The organism is Candidatus Zixiibacteriota bacterium (genome assembly GCA_036397555.1).
Taxonomy (GTDB): Bacteria; Zixibacteria; MSB-5A5; order WJJR01; family WJJR01; genus DATKYL01.
Window position 1 is genome coordinate 42,905 of the sequence record DASWIS010000020.1, and the last position, 26,864, is coordinate 69,768.

A 26,864-nucleotide genomic window follows, 5' to 3' on the forward strand; every position below is an offset into this window, starting at 1 on the left:
CGTCACGCGGGCGCAGACTCGGGACGCCATGATGCGACATTTCAAAACGATCGATGGAAACGAGGCCGCCGCGCACGTCGCCTACCGCCTCAACGAAGTCGTCTGCATCTACCCGATCACCCCCTCGTCACCCATGGGTGAATTGTCGGATGCCTGGTCGGCCGCCGATACGCCCAACCTCTGGGGACTGCCGCCCACGATCATGGAGATGCAAAGCGAGGCAGGCGCGGCCGGGGCGGTCCACGGCGCGCTGCAAACCGGGGCGCTGACGACGACGTTCACCTCGTCGCAGGGTCTGCTGCTGATGATTCCCAACATGTTCAAAATCGCCGGCGAACTGACGGCGGCGGTCTTTCATGTTGCGGCGCGCTCGGTGGCGACGCACGCCCTGTCGATCTTCGGCGATCACTCTGATGTGATGGCCGCGCGCACCACCGGGTTTGCCTTTATGCCCTCGGCGTCGGTGCAGGAGGCGCACGACTTCGCGCTCATCGCGCAGGCCGCAACATTGGCCACACGCGTCCCGTTTGTGCACTTCTTCGACGGTTTCCGCACCTCGCACGAAATCCAGAAGATCGAGGTTCTGGACGATGAGACGCTGCGTACAATGATCGACGAAGAGCTCGTGCTGGCCCATCGTGCCCGCGGGCTCTCCCCCGATCATCCGGTCGTGCGGGGCACGGCACAGAACCCCGATGTCTTCTTCCAGGCCCGCGAGTCGGTCAATCGCTTCTACGACGCCTGTCCACAGATCGTGCAACGCACGATGGATCGGTTTGCGACGCTGACCGGGCGCTGCTACAAGTTGTTCGACTACTTTGGCGATCCCGACGCCGAACGGGTGATCGTGATCATGGGATCGGGGGCGGAAACCGTGCGTGAGACCGTCGCCTGGCTGACGGCCAATGGCGAATCGGTCGGACTGCTCGTGCCGCGACTGTATCGTCCCTTTGACGCCAAAGCGTTTATTGAAGCGCTGCCAACGACCGTGCAGGCGATCGCGGTCCTGGACCGCACCAAGGAACCCGGCGCGCTCGGCGAACCACTCTACCTCGATGCCGTCACCGCGTTGCGCGAACAGGAAACCCGCAACGGCTCGCGCTTCATCGAACCGCCTGTCGTCATCGGTGGACGCTACGGTCTCTCGTCGAAAGAATTCACACCGGCGATGGTCAAGGGCGTTTACGACGAACTGGCCAAAGACGAGCCGAAGAACCATTTCACTGTCGGGATCACCGATGATGTCACGCATCTGAGTCTGGAATACGATCCGGCATTCGCGACCGAACCCGCTGACCGGTTCCGGAGTGTCTTTTTCGGGCTGGGTTCCGACGGCACCGTCGGCGCGAACAAGAACTCGATCAAGATCATCGGCGAGGGAACTGACTATTACGCCCAGGGATATTTTGTCTACGATTCCAAGAAAGCCGGCTCGGTCACGGTTTCGCACTTGCGCTTCGGCACCGAACCGATTCGTTCGGCCTATCTCGTCGAGCAGGCGCAATTCGTCGGCTGCCATCAGTTCGGCCTGCTAAACAAGTTCGATGTTGTGCGCTATGCCGCACCCAATGGTACGCTTCTGCTGAATAGCCCGTATGGGCCCGATGAAATCTGGCACTGTCTGTCACGGCCGACGCAGGAGGCGATTATAGACAGGACGTTGCGACTGTTCACGATCGATGCCTACGCGGTTGCGCGTGATGCCGGGATGGGCGGGCGCATCAATGCGGTCATGCAGACTTGTTTCTTCGCGATTTCCGGCATCTTCCCGCGCGATGAGGCGATTGCCCGCATCAAGGATGCCATCGCCGACACCTACGGAGGCAAGGGCGATGAAATCGTCCGGATGAACTACGCTGCCGTCGACGCAACACTGGATCGTCTGCACGAAGTGAAGGTTCCCAGCGAGGCCACCAGTACCGGGGAGCCCGCGGCGGTTGTCCCCGACCACGCGCCCGATTTCATCCGTAACATCACGGCGCCGATGATCGCCGGACGCGGTGATTCGCTGCCGGTCAGCGCGCTCCCATGCGACGGGACCTTTCCCATGGGCACGACGCAATGGGAAAAGCGCAATATCGCGCAGGAGATTCCGGTTTGGGAGCCCGACATCTGCATCGCCTGTGGCAAATGCGCCATGGTTTGCCCCCACGCGGTGATCCGCATCAAAGTTTATGAGCCATCGCACCTCGATCTTGCGCCGCCGACGTTCAAGTCGTTCGACGCCAAGGATCGAGAATGGCAGGGGTTCAAGTACACGATCCAGGTTGCGCCCGAAGATTGCACCGGCTGCGCGCTCTGCGTCGATGTTTGTCCCGCCAAGGACAAAACCCAGACACGCCGTAGGGCGCTCAACATGGAGCCGGTGGCGCTGCTGCGCGATGCCGAAAAAGCCAATTGGGATTTCTTCCTGACACTGCCGGAGTTGGACCGCTCACGGGTCAAGCACGGAAACATACGGCAGTCGCAGGTGTTAGAGCCGCTCTTTGAGTTCTCTGGCGCGTGTGCCGGGTGCGGCGAGACTCCGTACATCAAGCTGGTCACGCAGTTGTTCGGCGACCGCGCCCTGATCGCCAACGCCACGGGATGCTCGTCGATCTACGGCGGCAATCTGCCCACGACACCGTACACGACCAACACCGACGGTCGCGGCCCGGCATGGTCGAACTCGCTGTTTGAAGACAATGCCGAATTCGGGCTGGGGTTCCGTCTGACGATCGACCGCCAACGCCAATGGGCGCGTCTGCTGCTGAAGCAACTCGCCGCCGATGTCGGTACGCAGCTTGCCGACGAAATCCTCAACGCCGTGCAGACCGACGAAGCGGGGATCTTCGAGCAGCGCGCGCGTGTCGAAACGCTCAAGAACATATTGGCCCAACGCGATACCGATTCTGCGCGCCGCCTGACGAGCGTCGCCGACATGCTCGTGAAGAAATCGGTCTGGATTATCGGCGGCGACGGCTGGGCATACGACATCGGATTCGGCGGGCTCGATCATGTGCTCGCCGGCGGCCGCGACGTCAATATCCTCGTGCTGGATACCGAGGTGTACTCCAACACCGGCGGCCAGATGTCGAAGGCGACACCGCGTGCTGCGGTCGCCAAATTCGCGGCCGCGGGCAAACCGGCCCGCAAGAAAGACCTCGCGCTGATGGCCGCCGGCTACGGCAGTGTCTATGTCGCGCGCGTGGCGATGGGCGCCAAAGACGAGCACACGCTGCGCGCCTTCCTCGAAGCCGAATCGTACCCGGGCCCGTCGCTGATCATCGCCTACAGCCATTGCATCGCGCACGGCATCAATATGACCAGGGGATTGCACAGCCAGAAGGCGGCGGTCGATTGCGGGCTCTGGCCGCTGTTCCGTTACGATCCCCGACGCGCGGAATCCGGAGAAAATCCATTCCAACTGGATTCACGTGCGCCGAGCATTCGCGTCAAAGATTACATGCTGATGGAAAACCGCTTCAAAATGCTGACCAAGAGCCATCCCGCATTGTCGGCCGAGCTGTGGAAAGCCGCGCAGCACGACGCCGACACGCTGCGACAGACATACGAGCGCCTGGCGGCCAATGGAGCGGGGGATACGGTGACCAAAAAAACCGATCCGGCCGTCGCAACAACGTAACCCCGGGGAGCGCCCGATGGACCTGTCGACCACCTACATGGGATTGAAGCTGTCCAGTCCACTGGTTGTCTCTGCTTCGCCGCTGTCGGAATCGGTCGACAACATCCGCCACATGGAAGATGCGGGCGCGGCGGCCGTCGTGTTGTTTTCGCTGTTCGAAGAGCAGCTCTCGCATGAGCGGCTCGAACTGTTCCATCATCTGACATTCGGGTCGGAGAGCTACGCCGAGGCGACAAGCTATTTTCCGGAAGTGCCCGAGTACACGCTCGGCCCGGAGGAATACTTAAAGCACATCACCCGCGCCAAGCGGGCGGTCGACATTCCGATCATCGCCAGTCTGAATGGTTTCTCGTTGGGCGGCTGGACCGACTTCGCGCGCCGCATGCAGGAGGCGGGCGCCGATGCGGTCGAGCTGAACATCTATCACATCCCGACCGATCCCACGGTGGCCGCCGAACTGGTCGAAAGCGGCGTGATCGAGATCCTCGAAGCGGTCAAATCGCAGGTCGCCATTCCGGTGGCAGTCAAGCTCAGCCCCTACTATACCGCAATGGCGCATCTGGCGGCACGACTCGATCGCGCCGGAGCCAACGGCTTGGTGCTGTTTAATCGCTTCTACCAGCCGGACATCGATCTGGACCGGCTCGAAGTGACCCCCAATGTCCTGTTGTCTCAGCCCCAGGCGCTGCGTCTGCCGTTGCGCTGGATCGCCATACTCTACGGTCGCATATCGGCGTCGCTGGCGGCAACCAGCGGCATCCATGATGCACCCGATGTCTTGAAAATGCTCATGGCGGGCGCCGATGTGACAATGATGTGCGCGACCTTGATCCGCAATGGCATCGGGCACCTCACGACGGTCAGAAACGACCTCCTTCGCTGGATGGAAGACAACGAGTACGCCTCCGTCGAACAGATGAAGGGCAGCATGAGTCAGCAGCACGTGCACGATCCGGCCACCTTCGAACGAGCCCAGTACATGCGCGCCCTGCAGACCATCCCGGTGTGGCAATAGGATTCTCCACATGTGAGTCTGTCGCCATCGTCCGACACTCCTATATTATCCCGGTTCAGCGCGATCCCGAATCCAGGAAAAATGACGGGATCGATCGCTTCCCTGCGATGAATGTCCTGCGCCTACTGTGGAGTCGTTTCGTCCTCTTTGAACGGGGCCTGACACCCCTTCAGATCTGCATCGTTTATGTCGTACTCGGAAGTGCCTGGATACTGTTCTCCGATCGGGCACTGTTGGCCCTGGTCCCCGAGCCGTCTCTCTGGGCGCGCCTCTCCACTTACAAAGGATTCTTTTTCATCCTGATTTCTGCGGGCTTGCTTTATGGGCTGATCGGCCGCCTGACCTATCAGCTCAGGCAATCAGAAGTCTCACTGGCGGAACGAGTACGTCAACTCAGCTGCCTCTATGAAATCTCCAATGCCGCGCAGGTGCCAAACCGGTCGCTCGACGAGACTCTCACGCAAATCGCCGACCACCTGCCCACGGCGTTTCCCAAACCGAAGCAGGTGTGCGCGCGCATTACCGTCGATGGTCGTGAATATGGCAATACCGCCTCAGCGGACTGTCACTGGAGACAGTCGGCGGGTGTCACGGTGAGAACGCAGGCGCGCGGCACGGTCGAAATCGGCGGCGCCGATGAGCCCACGTCTCTTCACCCGCAGGCGCGCCAGCATGTGGATCGCGGATTGATCGAAGCCGTGGCGCGGGAGATTGCCTCGGTGGTCGAACGCCACGATGTGCGTCTGTCCGAACGGCGATTGCACGAGCAACTGGCACACGCCGACCGTTTAGCGTCCATCGGAATGATGGCGGCGTCGATCGCCCATGAGGTCAACAACCCATTGACGACGATGAAAGCGCTGATTCACGCACTGCGCGACGAACGCCCCACGGATGATCCGCGACGCAATGACTACACGATCGTATTGGATGAAATCGACAAGCTCAAGACGCTGATCCTGCGCTTCATGCAGTTTGCGCGTCCCGGCCAACTCCGGCTGGCACCAATGAACTTGGCCGACACCCTCGGACGCATCGCCGATCTGATCGGTCCCCAGGCGCAAACGAAGAATCTGACCATCGAACGCCACTTTGATCCGGGCTGCGGACAAGTGCGGGCCGATGGCACTCAGATCGGGCAGGTGATACTCAATATCCTGCTGAACGCCATCGACGAAACCCCCGACGATGGAACGATCCGATTGACCGCCGACGCACCGGGCCGCGACACCGTGCGCGTCTCCATCTGGAACTCGGGAGTCGCATTGCCGGCGGATTTGCGCGAGCAGATATTCGAGCCGTTCTTTACGACAAAGGCCGCGGGTACGGGCTTGGGGCTCTCCATTGCCCGTATTATCGTGGAGAAGCACGGCGGCAGTATTCGGGCCGAGGGGCACACGAGCGGGGGTACGAGTTTTTATATCACGTTGCCGAAGTCTCCCGGGGAATCGATCGATGCCGACAATTCTGGTCGTTGACGACGACGCCAATCTGCGCTTCGCATTCGGTCGGATACTCGACCCCAGGAAGTATCGTATTGACGAAGCCGAATCCGGCGAAGAGGCGCTCAGAAAACTCAAGGAGCGCTCGTACTCGGCGGTCTTTCTTGATCTGCGGATGCCGGGACGCTCCGGGCTCGATGTCCTCCCCGCCATTCGCACGCTCAATCCCAAAGTGCCGGTCATCATGATGACCGCCTACGGCGGCACCGAGGACGCCATCGAGGCGGTCAAACGCGGTGCGTACGATTTCATCCTCAAACCCTTCGATGTTGAGGAGATTCGCCGTTTGGCCGAGCAGGCCGACACCGCCTATCGGCTGATGACCCGCGCAGTTCGGATGGAAGTCCAGGATGCTGAACTGCCCGAGGAAGCCGACACGCTGGTCGGCCGCTCGCGACCGATGCAGGAAGTCTACAAGCAGATCGGTCGCGTCGCGTCATCCGACGCGAGCGTCCTGATTATCGGCGCGTCCGGCACGGGTAAGGAACTTGTGGCGCGGGCGATCTACCACCATTCCAAACGCGCCGACAAACTCTTCCTGGCGGTCAACTGCGCCGCCATCCCGGAGGGGCTGTTGGAAAGCGAGCTGTTCGGCCATGAACGGGGCGCGTTCACGTCGGCCGAACAACGACGCCTCGGCAAGTTCGAACGAGCGCACGGCGGCACTTTGTTTCTCGATGAGATCGGCGACATGAGCCCGGTGACACAATCGAAGATTCTGCGCGTGCTGCAGGATGGTGTCATCGAGCGCGTCGGCGGCAGCGAACCGATCACCGTCGATGTGCGGATTGTCGCGGCCACACACCGCGACCTGCCCGACATGGTCGCCAAGGGGACGTTCCGCGCAGACCTCTACTTCCGACTCAATGTCTTTACGATCAATCTGCCGTCGCTCAACGACCGGCGCGATGACATTCCGCAGTTGGTGCGCTATTGCGTGCGCCGCAGCAGCGCCCGGCAGAACAAGTCGATCGAACATGTCCCGCAGGAAACGGTCGCCCGGTTGATGGCGCACGATTGGCGCGGCAATGTGCGTGAGCTGGAAAACGTCATCGATCGCGCGGTCATCGTCACAGCCGGCACGACATTACTGCCCGAATCGATCTCGTTTCAGGAGACAGCACCCCACCCGGTCGATAGCGCCGCAAACGAATTGACAAACGAACATCTGTTGGATCTCGTCTTTGAACGTCTGGTGGCGGCGTACGACGACGGCCATGGCCCGTCCATTCTGACGACTGTGGAGCATGAAATGCTGATCCGCGCACTAAAGTACCTTGATGGAAATCAGGCGCAGGCCGCATCTGTGCTGGGCATGTCGCGTCAGACTCTCCGTAACCGTCTCTCATCGCGCGACGCAGGCAGCGGTAGGAACAATGCGGATACGGAGTGACGACTCCGATTCGACGCAAAGAGACAGAGGGTGACCATGAGTAAGAATGTCGTTCAGAAGATCATCAGTTCGCACCTGGTCGACGGTACGATCGCCGCCGGTGCGCCGATCGCCATCCGTATCGATCAGACCCTGACACAGGACGCGACCGGCACGATGGCCTACCTGCAGTTTGAGGCGCTGGGGTTGGAGCGCGTTCGAACCAAAAAGTCGGTGTCGTATGTCGATCACAACATGCTGCAGACCGGTTTTGAAAACGCCGACGACCATCGGTATCTGCAGTCGGTTGCCGCAAAGTTCGGGATCGACTTCTCGCGACCCGGCAACGGCATCTGCCACCAGGTGCATCTGGAGCGCTACGGCGTTCCCGGCATGACGCTATTGGGGTCCGACTCGCACACGCCGACCAACGGCGGGCTGGGGATGCTCGCCATCGGCGCTGGCGGGCTCGATGTCGCGGTCGCCATGGCGGGCGGCGCATTCCATTTCACGATGCCGCAGGTGGTGCGCGTCAACCTGCTCGGAAAACTCAATCCGTGGGTGGCCGCCAAGGACATCATTTTGGAGATCCTGCGGCAGCGGACGGTCAAGGGCGGTATCGGGAAAATTTTCGAATACACCGGCGAGGGCGTGGCGACGCTCTCTGTGCCGGAACGCGCCACCATCACCAACATGGGGGCGGAGCTGGGGGCAACGACGTCGATCTTTCCATCGGACGAACAGACAAAACGATACCTCGCGTTTCAAGAGCGGCCGTCCGACTGGTTTGCGCTGGCGGCCGATCCCGACGCGGAATATGACGAGGTGCTGACCATCGACCTGTCGGCGCTGGCACCGATGATCGCCCAGCCGCACTCGCCCGACAAGGTCGTCGCCGTGCGCGATGTCGCCGGACTGAAGGTCGATCAGGTCTGCGTCGGTTCCTGTACCAATTCATCGCTGTACGATTTGTTGGTCACGGCATCCATACTGAAGGGCCGTCATGTGCACCCGAACGTCAGCATGACCGTAACCCCGGGATCGCGACAGGTGTTCACCGCCATCGCTCAGACCGGCGGATTAACCGATATGATCGCCGCCGGGGCGCGCATCCTCGAATCGGCCTGCGGACCTTGTATCGGCATGGGCCAGGCGCCGCCGTCGGGAGGCGTCTCGATCCGCAGTTTCAATCGCAACTTTGAGGGACGCGCCGGGACCAAAGACGCCAATGTCTATCTCGCTTCGCCGCAAGTCTGCGCCGTCTGTGCGCTGACCGGCGAGATCACCGATCCGCGCGAGTGGGGAGTGGAGCCGACCGTCGCCCTTCCCGGATCGATTCCCATCGATGATGCGCTGATCGAGAAACCGCCGGCCAACGGCGATCATGTGCAAATCGTCCGCGGGCCGAACATCAAGCCGTTGCCGCAGATGAAACCGCTGCCGGAGTCGATTGCGGCCGAGGTCTTGCTGAAAGTCGGCGACAACATCACGACCGATCACATCATGCCGGCGGGCGCAAAAGTGCTGCCGCTGCGATCCAACATTCCCGCGATATCCGAATTTGTATTCGTGCGTATCGATCCGGAGTTTCCGAAACGGGCCCAGGAAAAAGGCGGCGGAATTATCATCGGCGGCGACAATTACGGGCAGGGTTCCTCGCGCGAACACGCCGCATTGGCGCCGGCCTATCTCGGAGTGCGGGCGGTCATCGCCCGTTCGTTCGCACGAATCCATCACGCCAATCTGATCAATTTCGGTATCCCGCCGCTGGTGTTCGCCGATCCGGCCGACTACGACGGAATGCAGCAGGGCGACATGCTCGAGCTGCGCGACCTGCGCAAATCGCTCCGCACAGGACAGCCGGTCGATGCCGTCAATCGGACACGCGCCGGACAGTTTAAGCTCCGGTACCAACTGACAGGATTCAATATCGAAGTCTTGATGGCCGGTGGATTGTTGAATTACACACGGCAAGGTGCGTCGCGCACTGCAACGACTACGACGTGACGCCGTTTGCAAGTCAATCCACGGCCGGAAACGATGGCGAATTTCGATCCGCCGACGCTACCGTCTCGGGCAACGTTGTCGTACGGAACTCAATGCGAGGGATAAAATAGGTGCTGTCGACGCTCGAAGACGCACTACGATTGATGAAGGAACGAATCAGCGTGTCGTGTTCGCGCCCGGGGCCGGGATCGCTCTCGTAGACCCAGACGGTGACCGCCGTGTCGGGTGTCTCATCCCAGTCCCAGATTCCGAAATTCAGATACGCCATGCACTGGTCGTCTGTCCATTCGAAGCGCGGCAATGTGCGCGCCGGTCCGGGAAGGTTTCTCAGATGACGCAACTCTCTGCCGTCATCGCCGCATATGCGAACGTGCAGATTGCCAACCGGCCCATACTTCCACGGGATCGGTCCCATCCAGCCCCAGTTCGATCCGGAACCATCGGGGTTCTTTCCCTCGCCGTTGTCGTATACGTGCACGAAGTCGATCACGAGAATGTTGTCGCCCTCAGTGATGACATTGTGAAAGCGACGCGTGCCCGCATCGCACATGCCGGCCGCCTCCGCATGCGGCGGTCGATTGTCCGGAGGAACCATGCAGTCGCATCCGTGGCCATACCACGGTGCTGATCTCCCGGCGCACCCTGCGAGCGCAAGCAGGAGTGAATTTACAAGCAGCCGGGAAGGTCTCATACCGATACGGCCTTATACCATCCGCACCGCAAATTGGATCACCCGGTCGATCCGTGCAACCGAAGCTATGCGGGATTATCAGCGACGATTGGTAGCGCTACGGGGATTCGAACCCCGGTTTGATGGCTGAGAACCACCCGTCCTAACCCCTAGACGATAGCGCCACCGCAGCAAGACTCAGCCGCTTCGACGCCCAGAATGGCAAATCGAGGTTGGACGGTCAAGCGGTTTGCCCGGACCACCCGCTCCGTTGAAAAGCGGGTTTCTTGTTATAAAATCGGATTGTCAGAACGCCTTGCGCAGAATCGCGATCTGACCGGCATGGTAGAGATTGTGCTGGATCGCCCCGTGCAATTGCACATAGATCGTCGACTTGCTGCCTGCGGGAATCTGGTCAAGCTGCATGTCAGTCATACTCATGACATGATCCAGCAGCGCGCGGTGCGCTATGCTCAGTTCCTCCTGTGCGCGTGTCCAGGACGAGGCGTTTACCGCCGACACCGCCGGCCAGTCTCGATCGTCGGGGACATCGACCGTGGCGCCGGCGATCCGCTCATGGACGACATCAATCCAGGTCCGCATGTGCAAGACAATCTCCCAGACAGAGTGTCCGTTCGTGATCGGCGCAGCCGCCGCTTGCTTGGGAGCGATCCCCTCCAGTACCTGTGTCACCGACGGCCCGTGCCAGGCACCGCCCTCGAATGCGCGTCTCATCTGATCGGCGATTCGTTCGATCTCAGTCATGGCACTCTCCTCCGGGCATGCGCACGTCACTACGCCCACGGTCGGGACAGGGGACAGGACATTCGGTGCAGGCAGCACGACGTGCCCACCCGCGCGGCATGTTGGTTTAATGATCGGTTTTCATGTCCAATCCGCCACTGGAAATGGCCGCGTGTGTGCAGATGCGCAATGTTGCCCATGCCGCGGCCACGGCGCCGACCGTCCCATACACCAGCATGAGCATCACATCCGTATCCGACAGACCCTGCAGCGAGGCGATAAACGGCCGATCGACGATGATCCGGCGAATCCCTTCCAACCAATAGGTCCAGGGCAGCACGCGGCTGATCGAGTTGACCCAGCCCGGCAGGATATCGAACGAGAACACCGCACCACTCACAAGAAACAGCACGCCGCCCACACCGTCGGGAATGGAGAGACCATGAAACGCGGTCGTCAAGGTAATCGACGCCAACAGCACACCCAGCGCCAATGTCGCGATGCCGCCCAGAAACAAAAGCAGCAGCAGATGAGGTACTTCGGCGGGAGTGATCGACAAGGGCATGCCCATGATCAGAATGCCGAACGTGAGCGTTACGACGACCGCGGTCATTAATGCGATCACCTGGGATAATCCACGCGCTGCCATGTACCAACCGAAACCGATCGGCGCCAGATAGACATAGCGTATCATTTGAAACCGTTCGCGGTCGAAGAACACGATCGTGCCCGTATTCTCCAACGACAGCAGCACCATGAAGAAAAACGCCTGCCCGATGAACAGTTGCGCCATCGACGGGTCATTGGCGGGCTTTCCGGTGACGACCGTGAACATCACGATCAATATCCCCGCGCCGAACAACGGGCGCACCACCTGATAGATCATGAAGACAAACGGGTCGGTCCAGTTTGCCTCAATGGCCCAGCCCAGTTTGACCGCCGCCCAGATCGCCGCCCGGCGCGCCCGCAGTCTGGTCATGCGCTCGGGCAGCGCGACAGCGGTCGTTTGGCTTGACGCGATCATCTCGCTACGCTCCTTCCCTTCCACACGCGACCAATCACATGAATCCCGATGTCGTTACTGCCCCTTCAACGTCAGCCGCCCGGTGCGCTTGCCCAACTCCTCCATGTATCGCAGACCCCTGAGCGCGGCCCAGTTCAGCGCAAACGCCAAGACCACCAACAGCGCCAGTTCCGCGTTTACTGAGAGCAGCGGATTGACCGGCGACCCCGAGAAGATCAACTGACGGATCGCGTCGAGACCCAGCGTCAATGGAATGACCGACGCCGCCGTTGCCACGGCGCCGCCCAGCGACCGCACCGGAAAGTAGAATCCGGTGACAAAGTAGATCGGCTCCTGAAACAGATTCACCGTGTGCCAGACTTGCCGTCCGAAGAGCATAAACAACGACGACGCCAGCATTCCCAAACCGTAGACGGCCGCCATGGTGACCATGAATACGGCAATCAGGAGAAACCAATTGCTCACGGAAAACTGCACGCCAAACACCAGCGTTCCGATGGTCAGCACGGCAGCGGCGCGGGTAGCGGTCAACAGCAGCCCGCCGATGGCCATACCCAACAGGATGGACATGCGCGCCACCGGTGCGATCAGGTACAACTCGAGGTTGCCCATCTCCTTTTCCCAGTGAAACTGCGCCGCCATCGCCCACAAAATGTTCTGCCAGAAGGCCAGCATCGCACCGGAGACAACCACGAATCCGATGTAGGTTTCCGGTGCGCCCATTCCGCGATAGACCAGAGCAAAGCCGAACGCAGCCAACAGCGGAAACAGCACGTCGAATATCAGCCACGACGGTTCGCGGTTGGCGCCGACCACTCGCACGTAGGCGCGTCCCCAGATCGCGCGCAAATTGGTTTGAAGTCGTCCGCTCATGAGGGCAGACCCTCCGACTCCTCGCTGCCGTTGGACAGTCCATGTCCGACGAGATTCAGGAACGCGTCCTCCAGCGTCGGCTCCAGTCGTGACACCACCAGCGATTGCACGCCGCGTTCGCGCAGGCGGTCCGTGACCGTCGTGATGCCGTGCTCGTCCTGCAGAATCACACGGATATGGGTGCGCCCGCGGTCGCCCCGATGTTCCAGCGCCACCGATCTGATCACCGGCAACCCGTCGAGCGGATTGTGGCCGTCGGAAAGCAGCGGTGTCTCGATGCGATACAGGCAATCGGGTGCGAAATCGCGCTTGAGATTGTCCGGTGTGTCGCAGGCCAGCACCCGGCCATGATCGATGATGGCGATACGGTCGCAGAGCGCATCGGCTTCCGCCATGTAGTGCGTCGTCAGGATGATCGTGCGTTCGGCGTGATCGGCCATCCAGCCCTTCACGAATGTGCGCACCTCGCGCGCCACGCCGACATCCAGCCCCAGCGTCGGTTCATCCAAAAACAGGATCTTGGGGTCGGTCACAAACCCCCGGATGATGTTCATCTTTTGGCGCATCCCGGTCGACAGTTTGGAGATCTTCGTGTTGGCGTCGTCGCGCAAACCCAATGTGTCCATCATTCGGTCGGCGCGTTCGCGGACGACGCGTCCCGGGACACCGTAGAATTGCGCGAACATCCAGATTGTCTCGCGCACGGTGAGGATCCCGAATCCGGAATGCTCGCCGCCGGAGACCATGTTAATCACGCGGCGCACCCGTTCCGGGTCCTGACCGACGTCGACGCCGTCGACACAGGCGCGCCCCGAACTCGGCAAAAGCAGCGTGGAGAGAATCTTCAACAGCGTCGTCTTCCCCGCGCCGTTGGGGCCCAGAAGGCCGAACAGCTCGCCCCGATTGACGGTCAGGCTGACCCCATCGAGCGCGACCTTGTCGGCGGCGCCATTGCGTTCCGTGTTGCGGCGACGCCACAGTCGCTTGACGCGCGACCCCTTGAAAACGCGCCGCAAGTCCTCAGTCTCGATGGCCCAGCTCATCTCGATTCCTCAATTCGGATAGAAGTCCAAAAGAAAACCGCCGCCCGTCTGTTGATGGGCGGCGGTGGAAGTTTCCACGAATATGGAAATACCTACACTACGGCCCAACCTTCCCGACAGCGCCCGCGCCGGCGGTCGCTTGTCCGCCCGCATTCAAGGACGCGAGCGTCGGGAGCATGTTTTCGCGGTTATTGATCATTCGACTGTTGGGCCTCCCATCGGACTCATGGGACGATTGGCCATGTATAAATCGTGGCGCCCGCGCTGTCAAGCCGGAAAATCGCCCCGGACGGGACGATCCGGCAACAGCCCCATCGCGGCGAAACCCGGACCGAAGCGGTCGCTGTGCAATCCCTTGCAGTCTCAGAATTGAACATCTGGCGGCAATCGTCCGCAACCCGCTAAAGCCGTTTGCTCACCCGGACGATAAACCTGGTGGGCGCAGGCCCGCAACGTCACTTCACCGACGACGTTTCGATCGCTCTCGGCGATGAGAACACTCCGGCACTATGCACATTCGCCGCATTCAGTACGCTCGCGTGCCCAAGATACGCATGCTCAACCACAACTTCCGCGACGACCGCAATCATCTGGTCGTGACGATGGACGTGGAGGGGTACGATCCGCCGCAGACCAACGGCTTTCTCACGATCTATCGGGCGCTGGCGCGCCTGTTTCCGACGCTGTCGGATCACTCCTGTTGCGAAGAATGGGAGAACACGCCGTTGTATCTGCAGGAAACCCAGGGCGTCTCGATGAAATGGGTCGGCGAAGTGGCCGATGTCGCCCATCTGGTGGAGCATGTGATCGTCGATCTGCAGTGCGCGGTCACGTCGATGTCGCGCTGCTCGGGCGTCACCTGCGGACACCGCGATCCCGAGAATCGCTTCGACCTGTTCGTCGAGTGCGACGACCCGTACGTGGGAGCGTTTTCAGCGCACTTCGCGACGTTTCTGGTCGCGTCGATGTTCGCCAAGCCGCGCCTGTCGCCGCATTACCGCGACATCGTGCAGGCGGCGCACTGGGCGCACACGCAGCCCGGCCGGATCGACCGCGCGGAGTTGGCCGCGGCGCTCGCGATGTGTCCGATCCGCGCGCAGTGGGCGATCAGTGCGCTGGAACGGTTCGAATTCTTCAACGGCAACAGCAGAGGTCACGATGAACTCCGTCGCTAAGAACACCGAGACATCACAGACGGTCGCCGAGCGGAAAGACCGTCACGTCGTCGCGCGCATTCCGGCGGCCGACACGATGCCCGTGCCGATCATCCTCGGCGAACCGGACTACCGGCTCTTCCTGTGCTGCCGGGGACCGGAGACCGGCAAGAATGAGCAGAACGAGCAAAACTGAAAACCAGGCAGTCAGGTCATAACGGCTGTACCGTCGTACAAACACACAATCACCCAGAGGAGGAGGTGACAACATGGGCAAATTCACGTACAACGATTTCCGTTGGCTCGAGAAGACGCCGACCTCGCCGAAGCAGTTGCACGAGGGCGTCTGCAACCTGGTGTTCTCATCGGTGAACACGAAGTGCAAGGTCGAGGGCTGTAACGTGGAGACGGGCGAGTATCGCATCGTGCTGCAAGGCACGCTGGATATGGACAATAACCAGGCCATCTCGTTTGGTCACGGTTTCGGTCCCGGCTTCTAAGAGTATCAGCACCGTCAGTGTCAACCAACACCACCACCGGTCTGTCGCGGTGACGGAGCAGGCCGGTCAAGGGAGGATTCACAATGCCGTACAACTGGACAATCAAGGACGTCTACACGGTCGAGAAGAGCCCGACGTCCCCTTCGCGTCTGCAGTGGAAGATTTCCGAGATCATGTTCAACTCTTCGGCCTGCCGTTGCAAGGTCGAGTCGGTCAACCCGACGACGGGTGAGTATCGCATCGTGCTGCAGGGCACCCTGGACACCGTTGAAGGCAACATTCCCAATTTCAACGGCTAAACAAGCTCTGGATTTCCGATGTCAACGGGGAGACGTCACGCAGGTGGGGTCTCCCCGAATTTCACAACAGCGAACGCCATGGACAGTGAGGATGTAATGGCCACCAGACGCAAGAGTTCACGTACCGCCAAGTCCCGGACTCGTCGGACCGGACACAGTGCCGATTCGGCCAGTCACGCCTTTGGCGGCAACGGCACGACGCGCCGCGCGGTCCGTCGCGGCAGCAAGGGCAAGACGGCCCGTCGCCGCACACGCACCGTCGTGCGGCAAAACAAGCCGTTTGCCGTGAAGGTCAACGGCAAGAAGACGGCGGTCGCTTCGGCTTGGTTTTTCGGCGGCTGAACAAACCCCGTCTCGTCGATTGCACGTCTTTCGCCACCCACAGGACGTGGGCGGTTTTAACGTCCGAATGCCGATTCGGTCGTGTCGTGTCAGGTCTGCCCGCTCTCCGTATCGATTGCCTCTCTGCTCGCGGTTGTCACATACTGTTCTTTGCCGAGCATGTCGGGTTGCCGTACCGGCCCGGCCGGCATGGTGTGCTGAGTGATGACAGTCGACCATCCGACACAACACTGGCTGCCGCGCGCGTTGGCATCATTGCGTCGGGATGAGACGCTGCTGACGGCGCTCGTCATCGGCCCCGACGAACATCCGCGCCTGGGTGAACGGCTGATTGTCGAGGTTTGTCCGTCGCGCATCCCATACGGGCCGCTGTCTGATGCCGCCGCGGCGCTCGATGATTCGTTCGACAGGGTTATCGGCGAGGTCTCCGCGATGATTGTTGAAGCCCGATTGCCGGGTGATCACGCGCATGCGGCGCGTCTGCTGGTCAGCCGCATCGGGCCACACGACACCGCATGGATTTTCGGCGCCGGGCACATCGCGCAGGCATTGGCGCCGCTCCTGACGGGGCTGGGATTTCGCATCCATGTCTGCGACGATCGTGCCGAATTCGCGACCGCCGAGCGCTTTCCCGACGCGTCGCAACGGTTGGTCGATTCATTTCCCCGGATGGCTCGCGCCTGTGCGTCATCGCAGCGACCGTGGGTCGTTTTGGTCACGCGCGGGCATTTGCACGACGAGCAAATCTTGCGCGCACTGCGACACTCCGATTGCGCCTACCTGGGCATGATCGGCTCGAAACGGCGTGTGCGTTCGGTCATGGACCGCTTGAAGGGTGAAGGCGCGGCCGCGGAGTTCATGAATCGTATTCATGCTCCCATCGGTGTGCCGATCGGCGCCGATTCGCCGCAGGAAATCGCGGTCTCCATCGCCGCCGAGATGATCGCAGTCCGGCGCGGCGTTGACGCGGGGCAGCGGCTGTCTCCCGGCGCGACCGCCGACACCTCGGGAATCTCAGAGTTGTGGTCCCGTGTCGCCGAAGTGATCACAACGGGTCGGCCCGCCGTGTTGGCGACGATCGTCGAGCGCAAGGGCTCGACCCCACGCGGGCTGGGCGCGCAGATGGCGGTATTCGCGGACGGCGCCATCGCCGGCACGATCGGCGGCGGTTGCGGAGAGGAAGAGGTGCGGACAGCCGCCCGTCGGTTGCTCGTTGCCGATCAACCTGCGTCACTCCTGACCATCGATTTGACCGGCGATCCCCGTGCCGAAAGCGCCGACATCTGCGGCGGACGCTACGCGGTGGTGCTGGAACGACTTCCATAGAAACTTCGTTGATTTATTGTCATCTCCCACAGGGCGGGCCTGCCGTTTTCGATTGCGTCCGCCGCGCCCAGCGGACACATTCCAGCTAACAGAAGGCTTTGTCCCTTGGTCCTCACCACCGGGGGAGAGGGTTGATGATTTCCGGTCTGATTTGCGCGGCCGGGCTCGGCAAACGGCTCGGCGCACCCAAACCATTACTGCCGCACGAACACGCGACGATGCTCCAGATCGTCTTGGATCGCTATCGTCCAGCCGATCTGAAGGAGATTATCGTTGTGTTGGGTCATGATGCACGCCGTATCGTCGGTGAAATTCGCCTCGATGGGCTGAAAGTGGTTATTAACAGCCGTCCGAGCCAGGGATTGTCCAGTTCGATTCAGCGGGGACTCGCCTATCTCTCGCCGGGCGTTCGCGGCGTGATGATCGGAATGGGCGATATGCCGCTGGTGGCGACCGCGACCATCAATACGCTGATCGACGAGTTTCGAACGGCGCAAAAGGGAATCGTCGCGCCGAAGTACAAGAAACAACGCGGTCACCCGGTGATCATCGATTTGAAGTATCTGGATGAACTGTTGGCGCTGCGCGGCGATGTCGGCGCCAAATCGATCCTGGCGGCGCACGACGATGATGTGCATGATGTCCCCATCGACTCCGATGAAGTCGTCACCGACGTCGATACATCAGAGCAATGGGAGCACGTGCGCATCCGTCTGCCGCTGCCGCCCCCGGTCGAAGCCGACGAGATCTCATCGGATGAGTAGAGGCCGATCGAACGACGCCCCCTCGACACACTCCATCCCCCGTTCCGAATTATGAACACGTTTCGCCAAAGGTCCTCTATTGAGGATCGCGCCCTCATCCGTGGCGGCGGCGAGATGGGATCGGGCGTCGCGTGGCGCCTGCACCGTTGCGGTTTCGATGTCTTAATCACCGAAATCGAGCACCCCACCGCGATACGCCGCTGGGTCTGCTTCGCCGAGGCGGTGTATGACGGCCATCAGAAGATCGAAGGCGTCACCGCCGTCCGAGTTCGCACGATGTCGGAGTGTCAGGCAGCTTGGGAGCGCAACGAAATCGCGGTGATGGTCTCGCCGGACCCGTCACGTCTGCGGGAATTCAAAGCCGACGTTCTCATCGACGCGGTCCTGGCCAAGCGCAACACCGGCGTCGAAATCGGCATGGCCCGGCGCGTGATCGGCTTGGGGCCGGGATTCGTCGCCGGAGACGATGTCGATTGCGTGATCGAGACCAACCGCGGCCCAAACCTGGGGCGGGTCATCTGGCAGGGGCAGGCCGAACGCAACACCGGCGTTCCCGGTGAACTGGCCGGCGAGACGATCAAACGGGTCCTGCGCGCCCCCGGAACGGGCGTGATGGAAACGATCCTGTCAATTGGTGATGAAGTCAACGTCGGCGATCTGGTCGCCCGCATCGGCGACGTTGAGGTCTGCGCCAAACTCGACGGTATCGTGCGCGGACTGATGCGTTCCGGGCTGCCGGTCACTCCCGGCGTCAAGATCGGCGACATCGACCCGCGCAACAATCTGTCCCTCTGCGGCCGCATCTCCGATAAGGCGCTCGCCATCGGCGGTGGCGTGCTGGAGGCGATCTTTTCCAAACCTCCGTCAACTGATTCATAGGCAGTGTCCACCGGCTCAGTGGCGGCGGCGGTGTGGTCCTGACGGTGCCTCATCCGTCGGGGTCACATAAGCCACCTTGATGGGGCCACGTCAACTCCAGCGAGATCGCGTACCTTCGTATTGATGCACTTCAGAGTATCGATCGTTCCTTAAGCAAGCCCTGCCGTCGATCCCGTTTGGGGGACCAAAGGCTTGTCCGCCTCCGGCGGACGGTCATGGCAACTCGGCCGGGGGGGAATTCTTTCCACTCCCGCGGGTATTAGACGTATCTGTGACGCATGCGTGTGGGGGGAAGCCATGCGCTGGAGGCCACGATTGACGCATTCGCACGAAGCCGCATTGGCCGTTCTGATCCTCGTGCTGGCGGTTGCTTGTTCGGAGGAGCGCGCCGCTGATTCCGATGCCGACATCATTCCCCCGGCTGCCATCGTAGATCTGCGTGTGGCAATGGCAACAGACGAATCGATCGAGCTGATCTGGTCACCCTCGGGAGATGACTCATTGACTGGATTCTGCCCATATTATGAAATAGGTTACTCTGTTGATCCTATCAATGAGTCCTCATGGCCGACCACTGATAAAGTGCATGTCCAGATACTGGCATCGGCAGTGACTGACACCGTCACTGAGATCGTATCGGGATTGGCCCCAGCGAGGAGCTACTACTTCGGAATTAAGGGAATCGATGACGCGGGAAACCATTCTGCACTTTCCAACATCGTGAGTGCCAAGACGCAAACTCTTGATATTTCTGCTGACGAGTTCCAATTTGCACCTGGAACGGAGTGGTGTTACGAGGTCTCAGTTATTGTTCCCGACGCACCCGACCTCAATTGTATCGATACCATGACGATTTCAGTTCTCTCAGTGTCAACGAGTGCACTGAAAGAGCAGGTCGCCAGATGGAAGGTATCCTACAGCAGGTGTCCGCCACGTCCATACGGAAATGAAGATATTTCGACGGTATCGCACTTTGCCGACTCCTGCACGTTCGTTTCCGATCGTTTCGGTGATTGGTGGAATCCCCCAATTGTTCGCCGCTTGCTTTTTCCCCTGAAATCCGGACTGAGTTGGCGTGTCCCGTATGGCCCTCAAGGCATGTTTCGCGACACCAACGTAGTGTCTGAAGGCGGAGTTGTCTATTTGCATGGCGTTGGGCTTGATTCTGTGTTCAGCCTGAAAGTGTACTATCGTGCGGATATATTCAATGAGGTAGTATCTCGAGACTATTGGTTTACCCCTGATGTCGGACTTGTGAGAATGAATGCGATGCATTCGGTGTTTGGGGGCTATTCAATGACCGAGTGGAGGCTGATAAGATTCCATTCCCCTGGCATATAGATGCGGCGGCACTTGTCAGTCACCCCGCGCCTGTTGGCATTGCTGTCCTGTATCAGCCCAACTTGGGCGGATTCGTGTGATACGGACAGCACGGATTCGGATCGTCCGGCTCTGGGTAGCTCTGGTTGACGACCTGGCGGTGTGGCCCTGACGGGGCTTTATCCGTCAGGGTTCACATAAGCCACCTTGATGGGCCCGCGTTAAGCCCATCGAGTTCGCGTACATTCGAATTGATGCACTTCAGAGTAGCGAGCGTTCCTCAGGCAAGCCCTGATGTCGATCCCGTTTGGGGGACCAAAGGCTTGTCCGCCTCCGGCGGATGGTCAGGGCCACGCACCCGATTCAGGGGATTGGGCCTATTTCCACGTAATACGGAAAGTGTTCATAATCGTCTAATATCAGGTTTACTACTTCGCGTTTCCGCACATCAATTACGAGGACCGGGCCGGTAGAGTACTGCGTGTTACCCGCGGCGACGTACGCCTTCTCCCCGTCAGGGGTGAACACCATTTCCTGTGCGGACAGCGGTGCGCCATGATCCAGATATCCATAGAGCGATATGCTATCCCAGACAGCGCCCGTCAGCGGGTCGTGGACATAAACGTATCCGGTAATCAGCGGCCAGAGAACGTTGCCACGATCAGCGCGCCAAAGTTCGCACACATCGGGCGTGAAACGTAGATACCCAAATGATGTCAGAATTCGCCGCGACCAAACGAGTCCTTCGTCTTGCAGATTGTAGCAAAATGCGTATGAGGCCTCGGATGATCCACCTAAGCCGTACAACAATGCCTTGCCTGGCTGGATAGCTAATGAGTTCACTTGGAATTGCCCTCCCGGAAACGCGTCTGAAAGATTCCATTGCCCCCATACAGTGCGGTTGCGGTAATCCCAAGCCATGACCTCCCAGCGATCCACGGATGTCCCGCCAAATCGAAGGATTGTATAGGCCAACCCCAATTCCTCATCCAGCACGGGACGCGTCATCGTCGGTGATTCGTTCAAGGTCAGTGAATCCGAGTGCAGGAGTACAAAACCGGGGTATGAGATGCAGTCGATTCTACGCGGATAGAATGCGAGAATGAGGTTGTCGCTGCCGACAAACACCAGTTGTGAAGCGCAGCCAGGCAGTTCGCCGATGGACAACAGTGAATTCGCATCCAATATATCGGGACAGGTAAATGCCGAGCGCCGCAACAGGTACTTTCCATCGGGGGAAACCACCGAACGCGTCAAGGAATTGGCAGAGACTCCGCTGCTATCGATGAGTGAGTCCGTCTCAGTCTCTGCAACAAAGATGCGGCCATTGAAAGATCCGTCGCTGATATAGAGCCGATACTTTTGCGGGGCAGGCTCGAGTCCCCGCTCCGATACGCAGGCGAGCCAAAACGCCAGCGCCGCCAATAAAGCGAACGCGGCCCATCGCGAGCCCCGGCCCTTGGGTCCCTGAAGGCGGTTCATTTGCACTCCGATCTGCGTGGCAATCTATCACGCCCAGATCCTATGTCAAGCGAATCGCGCGCGAATCTGACAGATCGCTCATCGCCGCAATACCACCGAGTCGTCCCGATATTCCCGCCATATTGAAATCGCGGCTCGGCCGCAGCGAGCGACACGCACCGGGCAACAGCGAGCCTTCCCCTCGGCAATTTGTCCCATCTCAGACCAACCCGGATGGATTTGGCGTTTTAAAGTTGATGGATTGCGCCGGGCCTCCGAGCGAAACTGAGGAGCGGAAGACGATGTATGGACCCGGATCAGCAGGCGGGGTCGGCTCATGCGGAACGAATGGGCCGCGACCGTTAGCGGCTATTCACGCCGCGCCAGTAGCTGGGAATTCTGCGGGAAAGGAAGCTGACGGGCAACGAGCGGGGTTGGCGCGATAGTCGATGCCGTTCATTTTGCGACGACCAGCAATCCACGTCGATCTTTCGGAACCGGCCCGGGTCTTTGCCGCCGTCGCCTGGTCTGGCATTGAAGAAGCGGCCCTAATCTGCCAGCCCGATCTTCTCCAAAAACTTCGGCCAGCGCGGGTCGCTGTGCAGATTGGTGAAGACGTCGTGCAGTCGAATCGAATGGATCCCGGAATCGTGCAGCGTGAACGCGCGTTCCAGCCATTCGAACGCCCGGTCGTTTTCGCCGCGAAATGCGTACACCATCGCGAACTGAAATGCCCACTGATCGCCCTCTTTGAGCAACTCCCCAAGCGCGGCCTCCGACTTGGCCGGCTCACCGCGCGCGTGATGGATGATGGCCAGGCTGCAACATCGATATCCCGGCTTCTTCTCTTTCATGGCCTCAACCATCGCATCATCGAGTCGCCCCTGCTGCATGTCGATCCCAGCAAGGATGGCATGTACGCTGGTCAGACCCGGGCTGAGCTCGAGCGCTCTCCGATACGATTCGCGCGCCGCATCGAGCTGTCCGCACCACCACTGGATGCGGCCAAGGTACTTGTGCGCGATCGGATCGAGGGGATCGAGCTCGACCGCACGCCGGGCCAGCCGCGATGCCTCTTCGGCTCGGTCCCGAGTCGCCGCGATCGTCGCCAGTCCGGTCGACATGCGGCTGTCCCCCGGCGCCAGCGAGATGGCGCGGCGAAACTCCTGCTCGGCCTGGTCCCACGCGAACTCAAAACTCATGTAAATCCAGCCCATCATTTCGTGCGCATCCGCGAGGTTGTCGTCGATCGCCAGCGCCCTCAATGCCGCTTCCCGGGCAAGGGCATGGCCTTCGGCCACATCTCTGAAACCGTACCCGGCGCCGATCGCATACACCCGAGACAGCCCGGCCCAGGCCCGTGCGTCATCTGAGTTGATCGCCAGCGCCCGACGGAACAACTCTTCCGCCCGGAAGGCGGCCTCTTCGGTAAACCGCTGCGCGAAATACATTCCCTGCAGATACAGATTGTAACTTTCGACATTGACCTGCTTTGCCGGCGTCGCCATCCCCAGCAACGTGACATTCATGGCTGTCGAGACCGATTTGGCGATATCGTCCTGCACCGCGAAAATGTCGTCGAGCATGCGGTCGTATGTCTCCGACCACAGATGAAATCCATCGGTGACATTGACCAACTGCGCCGTGATGCGCACACGACTGCCCGCTCGGCGCACACTTCCTTCCAACAGCGTCTCGACGCCCAGTTTGTGTCCGATCTCGCGTAAATCTTCGCGTTTACCCTTGAATGCGAACGATGACGTGCGGCCTGTGACTTTCAACCCCGGATTCTTGGCCAGCACATTGAGCAATTCCTCGGAAAGTCCATCGGAGAAATACTCGTTTTCCGGGTCGGCGCTCATGTTGGTGAACGGCAGCACCGCGATCGACGGTTTTGCGGTGCTGGCTGCCGTCTCCGGTTCGATTGCGGTCTGCGCGCGGAATCGCTGCAACTCTTTGGCCAGCTCGGTGCAGTTTGCAAACCGCTTGGACGGTTTCTTTTCGAGACAGCGAAGGACCAGTTTCTCCAATCCCGACGGAATCTCCTTGCGGGATTCGCGCATCGGGCGCGGCTGCTCGTTGAGAATGCTGTAGAGCAAACCCGCCTCGTGATCGGCGTCGAATGGCAGCCGTTCGGTCAGCATCTGATACATCACCACTCCCAGCGAGTAGATATCGGATGCCGCTGTGGCGTCCTGTCCCTGCGCCATCTCCGGCGGCGCATAGGCGAGCGTCCCGACGGTGCTGCCGGTTTGCGTGAGCCGGGCCGCGCCGCGCAAACTGGCGATGCCGAAGTCGAGCACGCGCACACGGCCGCGCTCGTCGACCATGATGTTCCCCGGCTTCAAGTCGCGATGGATGACACCGGCGTCGTGCGCATGCTGGATGCCATCGGCCATCTGCAACGCCAGGCCGATCAACTCATCGATGGTCCGATGTGTCGATGTGCAGTACTGCTTCAGTGTGGAGCCGCGCACATAGGCCATTATGATGAACGGCTTCCCCTCGAACTCTTCGATCCCGTAGATCGTGACGACGTTGGGATGATCGAGTTTTGAAGCCGCCCTGGCCTCGCGCATCAGCCGCTGCTGCGCCTCGGCGACATTCCACAGCGACGACGGCAGGAACTTGAGCGCCACCTTGCGATCGAGCTTCGTGTCGTCGGCGAGATACACCTCACCCATCCCCCCCGCGCCGAGACTTTCGACGATTCTGTAATGTGAGATGGTCTGCCCGATCATGCGTCAACGGCCCTCATTCGGCCACAGCGCGGCCAAGATAGGCGGGGCAGGGGTCGTATACAATCCGCTTGTCGTTGAATAAGTGTCGGCGCCCCACCACTGCCGTCGGAGCGGTATGGTCTTGCAATCGTGCCAGTATGACGAATGCTCTTACGGCTTCGGGCACTGGTTGCCCGCCAGGCAGGGGTTGCAACCGGGGCCGCCGTTGCGGAAGGCGATGTCGACGAATTTCACGACGTCGAAGACATTGACGATGCAGTCGCAGTTGAGATCCAGACGGCTGAAGTGCGGGCAGCAGTCGTCCGTGTAGACATTCGGCGCGTTGCGGAATGCGACATCGACCGCGATGACCACGTCGAACACGTTGGTGACTCCGTCGGCTTTCGGGTCACCGTGGCGCAGGCAGTTGCAGAACTCGCCGTCGCGGCGGTAGAAGTTGACGCCGCCGTCGTTTTCCCCGATGAACAAGTCCCGGTCGTAGTCGCCGTCAATGTCGGCGAACGCCGCCGCCAGCCGCCAGCCCATTGTCGAACCGGGCAGCGAATCGGGCTGCAGCACGAGCGTGAATGAATCGGGGACTGCTCCCTCGGCCGCTGTGTTGCGCCACCAGGCCAGGCCGAACTCCTCGGCGCCGACCAACAGATCGCGCACGCCGTCGCAATCCCAGTCGATGATCGCCGGGAGCGTGAACGCGCGAAACGCGCGCGGAAGCAGCGTCGAAGTGATCTTCGTCAGCGACGGATTGCCGATGCTGCCGGTGTTTTCGTAGTACAGCAGATTGGCGAAGCCGTTGAAATCCCATTCGCCGATGACCAAATCGACCAATCCGTCGCGATTCCAGTCAACCGGGCGCGGCGTCGCCAGAAAATCGACCTGGATGCCCGCCAGTTGGTTGGAGACCAGCACCGGATTGAAGTTGGTCGTTGAGCCGGTGTTCCGCCAGTATTCCACCCGCCCATGGGCGGCGCCGATCAACAAATCGAGATCATCGTCGTTGTCGAAGTCAACGAGTGCGGGCGCCGAGGAAACACCGACATCGATCCCCATGTAGAAGTCGCTGGTCCGCTCGAAGACCGGATCGGTCCGGGTGCCGATGTTCTCGTAGTGACGCAGCCGCCCGTCGGCCGCGCCGATCAGCATGTCGATATCGCCGTCACCGTCGAGATCGCCGAACGCCGGGACCGCTTCGCTGCGCTCATCGATGCACTTGATAATGTTGGAATCGATGATCGCCAGATCGGGCGAACCGGGGAGACCGTCGTTGCGCAGGTACAACAGATTGTCGATGTCATTGGCGCCGCCCGCGCCAAGCACCATGTCCAAGTCACCGTCGTTGTCCAGATCGCCGAATGCCGTATGGTTGAAACCGAACGTATTCAGGGGCAGATACGCCTCGGAAAGCTCGGTGAGATCCGACGTATCGACCGTGCCGAGATTGGCGAAGTAGTAGAGGTTCGTGTTGTTGATGTCGCCATAGAACAAATCCAGGTCATCGTCATCGTCCAGATCGGCAAAGCTCAGCGCCGAAAACCCGTGCTGCGGATTGTCCGGTGTCTTCAGCCCGCCGGGGAAGGCCAGCACGCTGTCGTAAAACGTCGAGCCGAGCACGAACGATGGATTAGCGGAGTCGCCGTCGTTGCGGTATTGCTCCAGTTGTCCACTGACATTTCCGTAGAAAAAATCGTAGTCGTTGTCATTGTCCAAATCGGCGAAATCGCCGGTATTGTTGAACGCCGTGGGGAATCCGCCGAAGGTCGTGCTGATCAGAGTGAAGACGAGGTTCTCGCCGACCGAATCGTTGCGCCAATAGGCCGTCTGCCCGTTGCGCGCATCGCAGAACAAATCGAGGTCGCCGTCGGCATCGATGTCGCAGAACCGGTGCCACGTGCCGACATCCAGCCCGCCGAAGCGGTCCGACCCAACACTCCAGAGCGGCTGCGACACGGTCCCGACGTTACGGAAATAGCCGAGGATCCCCTTCGATTCACCGACAAACAGATCGAGCAATCCGTCGCCGTCGAAATCCACCAGCGAGGGTTTGGGGCTGTTGATGCCGCCCCAGTACGGAAAGGGGATCGTGTCGCCGTCGCGGATCACCGGCCACGGGGTGATCTCGCGCGTGAACTGGCCATGCGCCGGAATCGCCGCAAACAGCATGACCGACAAAACTGCACCCTGTATGAGTTTTCGCATCACGGCCGGT

General features: G+C 60.5%; 22 protein-coding genes and 1 tRNA gene. 14 read left to right on the top strand and 9 right to left on the bottom strand.

Going from position 1 to position 26,864, the window contains the following annotated elements; translation table 11 throughout:
- The first annotated feature begins 28 nt into the window (after positions 1 to 28).
- The 5 genes from nifJ (at position 29) to VGB22_06885 (ending at position 9,521) form a co-directional block, all read left to right on the top strand.
- Positions 29 to 3,625: a pyruvate:ferredoxin (flavodoxin) oxidoreductase gene (gene nifJ / locus VGB22_06865; protein HEX9750986.1), complete on the top strand. Its 3,597-nt coding sequence runs from the start codon at positions 29 to 31 to the stop codon at positions 3,623 to 3,625.
- Positions 3,626 to 3,641: 16 nt separating this feature from the next.
- Positions 3,642 to 4,640, top strand: coding sequence for a dihydroorotate dehydrogenase-like protein (locus tag VGB22_06870; protein ID HEX9750987.1), 999 nt, complete (start codon positions 3,642 to 3,644; stop codon positions 4,638 to 4,640).
- A gap of 107 nt (positions 4,641 to 4,747) precedes the next feature.
- A complete protein-coding gene (locus VGB22_06875; protein ID HEX9750988.1) occupies positions 4,748 to 6,118 on the top strand; it encodes an ATP-binding protein in 1,371 nt (456 codons plus the stop codon).
- On the top strand, positions 6,096 to 7,535 hold the full coding sequence (locus VGB22_06880; GenBank protein ID HEX9750989.1) for a sigma-54 dependent transcriptional regulator: 1,440 nt from the start codon (positions 6,096 to 6,098) through the stop codon (positions 7,533 to 7,535). The genes VGB22_06875 and VGB22_06880 overlap by 23 nt, the downstream gene beginning before the upstream one ends.
- A 36-nt stretch (positions 7,536 to 7,571) precedes the next feature.
- A complete protein-coding gene (locus VGB22_06885) occupies positions 7,572 to 9,521 on the top strand; it encodes an aconitate hydratase (GenBank protein ID HEX9750990.1) in 1,950 nt (649 codons plus the stop codon).
- 13 nt (positions 9,522 to 9,534) lie between these two features.
- Here VGB22_06885 and VGB22_06890 read toward each other — a convergent pair whose 3' ends face one another.
- From VGB22_06890 to VGB22_06915, 6 genes are all read right to left on the bottom strand, one after another.
- Positions 9,535 to 10,116, bottom strand: coding sequence for a hypothetical protein (locus VGB22_06890; protein HEX9750991.1), 582 nt, complete (start codon positions 10,114 to 10,116; stop codon positions 9,535 to 9,537).
- A 185-nt stretch (positions 10,117 to 10,301) separates the two neighbouring features.
- Positions 10,302 to 10,376, bottom strand: a tRNA-Glu gene (locus tag VGB22_06895).
- Between the two features lie 121 nt (positions 10,377 to 10,497).
- Positions 10,498 to 10,956, bottom strand: a complete 459-nt coding sequence (locus VGB22_06900; GenBank protein HEX9750992.1) for a DinB family protein — start codon at positions 10,954 to 10,956, stop codon at positions 10,498 to 10,500.
- Between the two features lie 106 nt (positions 10,957 to 11,062).
- On the bottom strand, positions 11,063 to 11,959 hold the full coding sequence (locus VGB22_06905) for an ABC transporter permease (protein ID HEX9750993.1): 897 nt from the start codon (positions 11,957 to 11,959) through the stop codon (positions 11,063 to 11,065).
- Positions 11,960 to 12,013: 54 nt separating this feature from the next.
- Positions 12,014 to 12,832 carry an ABC transporter permease gene (locus tag VGB22_06910; protein ID HEX9750994.1) on the bottom strand — a complete coding sequence of 273 codons (819 nt, stop codon included), beginning with the start codon at positions 12,830 to 12,832 and terminating at the stop codon, positions 12,014 to 12,016.
- Positions 12,829 to 13,875: an ABC transporter ATP-binding protein gene (locus VGB22_06915; protein HEX9750995.1), complete on the bottom strand. Its 1,047-nt coding sequence runs from the start codon at positions 13,873 to 13,875 to the stop codon at positions 12,829 to 12,831. Before VGB22_06915 ends, VGB22_06910 begins: the two co-directional genes overlap by 4 nt.
- Positions 13,876 to 14,414: 539 nt before the next feature.
- Between VGB22_06915 and VGB22_06920 the strand changes: the two genes are divergently transcribed.
- From VGB22_06920 to VGB22_06960, 9 genes are all read left to right on the top strand, one after another.
- Positions 14,415 to 15,050: a hypothetical protein gene (locus tag VGB22_06920; GenBank protein ID HEX9750996.1), complete on the top strand. Its 636-nt coding sequence runs from the start codon at positions 14,415 to 14,417 to the stop codon at positions 15,048 to 15,050.
- Positions 15,034 to 15,225 carry a hypothetical protein gene (locus VGB22_06925; GenBank protein HEX9750997.1) on the top strand — a complete coding sequence of 64 codons (192 nt, stop codon included), beginning with the start codon at positions 15,034 to 15,036 and terminating at the stop codon, positions 15,223 to 15,225. The genes VGB22_06920 and VGB22_06925 overlap by 17 nt, the downstream gene beginning before the upstream one ends.
- 73 nt (positions 15,226 to 15,298) lie before the next feature.
- Positions 15,299 to 15,529, top strand: a complete 231-nt coding sequence (locus VGB22_06930) for a hypothetical protein (GenBank protein HEX9750998.1) — start codon at positions 15,299 to 15,301, stop codon at positions 15,527 to 15,529.
- 83 nt (positions 15,530 to 15,612) lie between these two features.
- Positions 15,613 to 15,828 (top strand): hypothetical protein, encoded by a 216-nt coding sequence (locus tag VGB22_06935; GenBank protein HEX9750999.1) that lies wholly within the window; start codon positions 15,613 to 15,615, stop codon positions 15,826 to 15,828.
- A gap of 96 nt (positions 15,829 to 15,924) precedes the next feature.
- On the top strand, positions 15,925 to 16,170 hold the full coding sequence (locus VGB22_06940) for a hypothetical protein (protein HEX9751000.1): 246 nt from the start codon (positions 15,925 to 15,927) through the stop codon (positions 16,168 to 16,170).
- Between the two features lie 204 nt (positions 16,171 to 16,374).
- Positions 16,375 to 17,496, top strand: coding sequence for an XdhC/CoxI family protein (locus VGB22_06945; protein ID HEX9751001.1), 1,122 nt, complete (start codon positions 16,375 to 16,377; stop codon positions 17,494 to 17,496).
- Between the two features lie 134 nt (positions 17,497 to 17,630).
- Positions 17,631 to 18,260 (top strand): nucleotidyltransferase family protein, encoded by a 630-nt coding sequence (locus VGB22_06950; protein ID HEX9751002.1) that lies wholly within the window; start codon positions 17,631 to 17,633, stop codon positions 18,258 to 18,260.
- Positions 18,261 to 18,311: 51 nt separating this feature from the next.
- The gene (yqeB, locus tag VGB22_06955; protein ID HEX9751003.1) at positions 18,312 to 19,139 is read left to right on the top strand and encodes a selenium-dependent molybdenum cofactor biosynthesis protein YqeB; all 828 of its coding nucleotides are present in this window, start codon (positions 18,312 to 18,314) and stop codon (positions 19,137 to 19,139) included.
- Positions 19,140 to 19,454: 315 nt separating this feature from the next.
- Positions 19,455 to 20,480 carry a fibronectin type III domain-containing protein gene (locus tag VGB22_06960; protein ID HEX9751004.1) on the top strand — a complete coding sequence of 342 codons (1,026 nt, stop codon included), beginning with the start codon at positions 19,455 to 19,457 and terminating at the stop codon, positions 20,478 to 20,480.
- A gap of 342 nt (positions 20,481 to 20,822) precedes the next feature.
- Here the strand turns inward: VGB22_06960 and VGB22_06965 are convergent, their stop codons facing one another.
- The 3 genes from VGB22_06965 to VGB22_06975 form a co-directional block, all read right to left on the bottom strand.
- Complete coding sequence (locus VGB22_06965) at positions 20,823 to 21,884, bottom strand: hypothetical protein (GenBank protein ID HEX9751005.1); 1,062 nt, start codon at positions 21,882 to 21,884, stop codon at positions 20,823 to 20,825.
- A 584-nt stretch (positions 21,885 to 22,468) separates the two neighbouring features.
- Positions 22,469 to 24,661 carry a protein kinase gene (locus tag VGB22_06970; GenBank protein HEX9751006.1) on the bottom strand — a complete coding sequence of 731 codons (2,193 nt, stop codon included), beginning with the start codon at positions 24,659 to 24,661 and terminating at the stop codon, positions 22,469 to 22,471.
- Between the two features lie 150 nt (positions 24,662 to 24,811).
- Positions 24,812 to 26,854, bottom strand: a complete 2,043-nt coding sequence (locus VGB22_06975) for an FG-GAP-like repeat-containing protein (protein HEX9751007.1) — start codon at positions 26,852 to 26,854, stop codon at positions 24,812 to 24,814.
- Positions 26,855 to 26,864 lie beyond the last annotated feature (10 nt).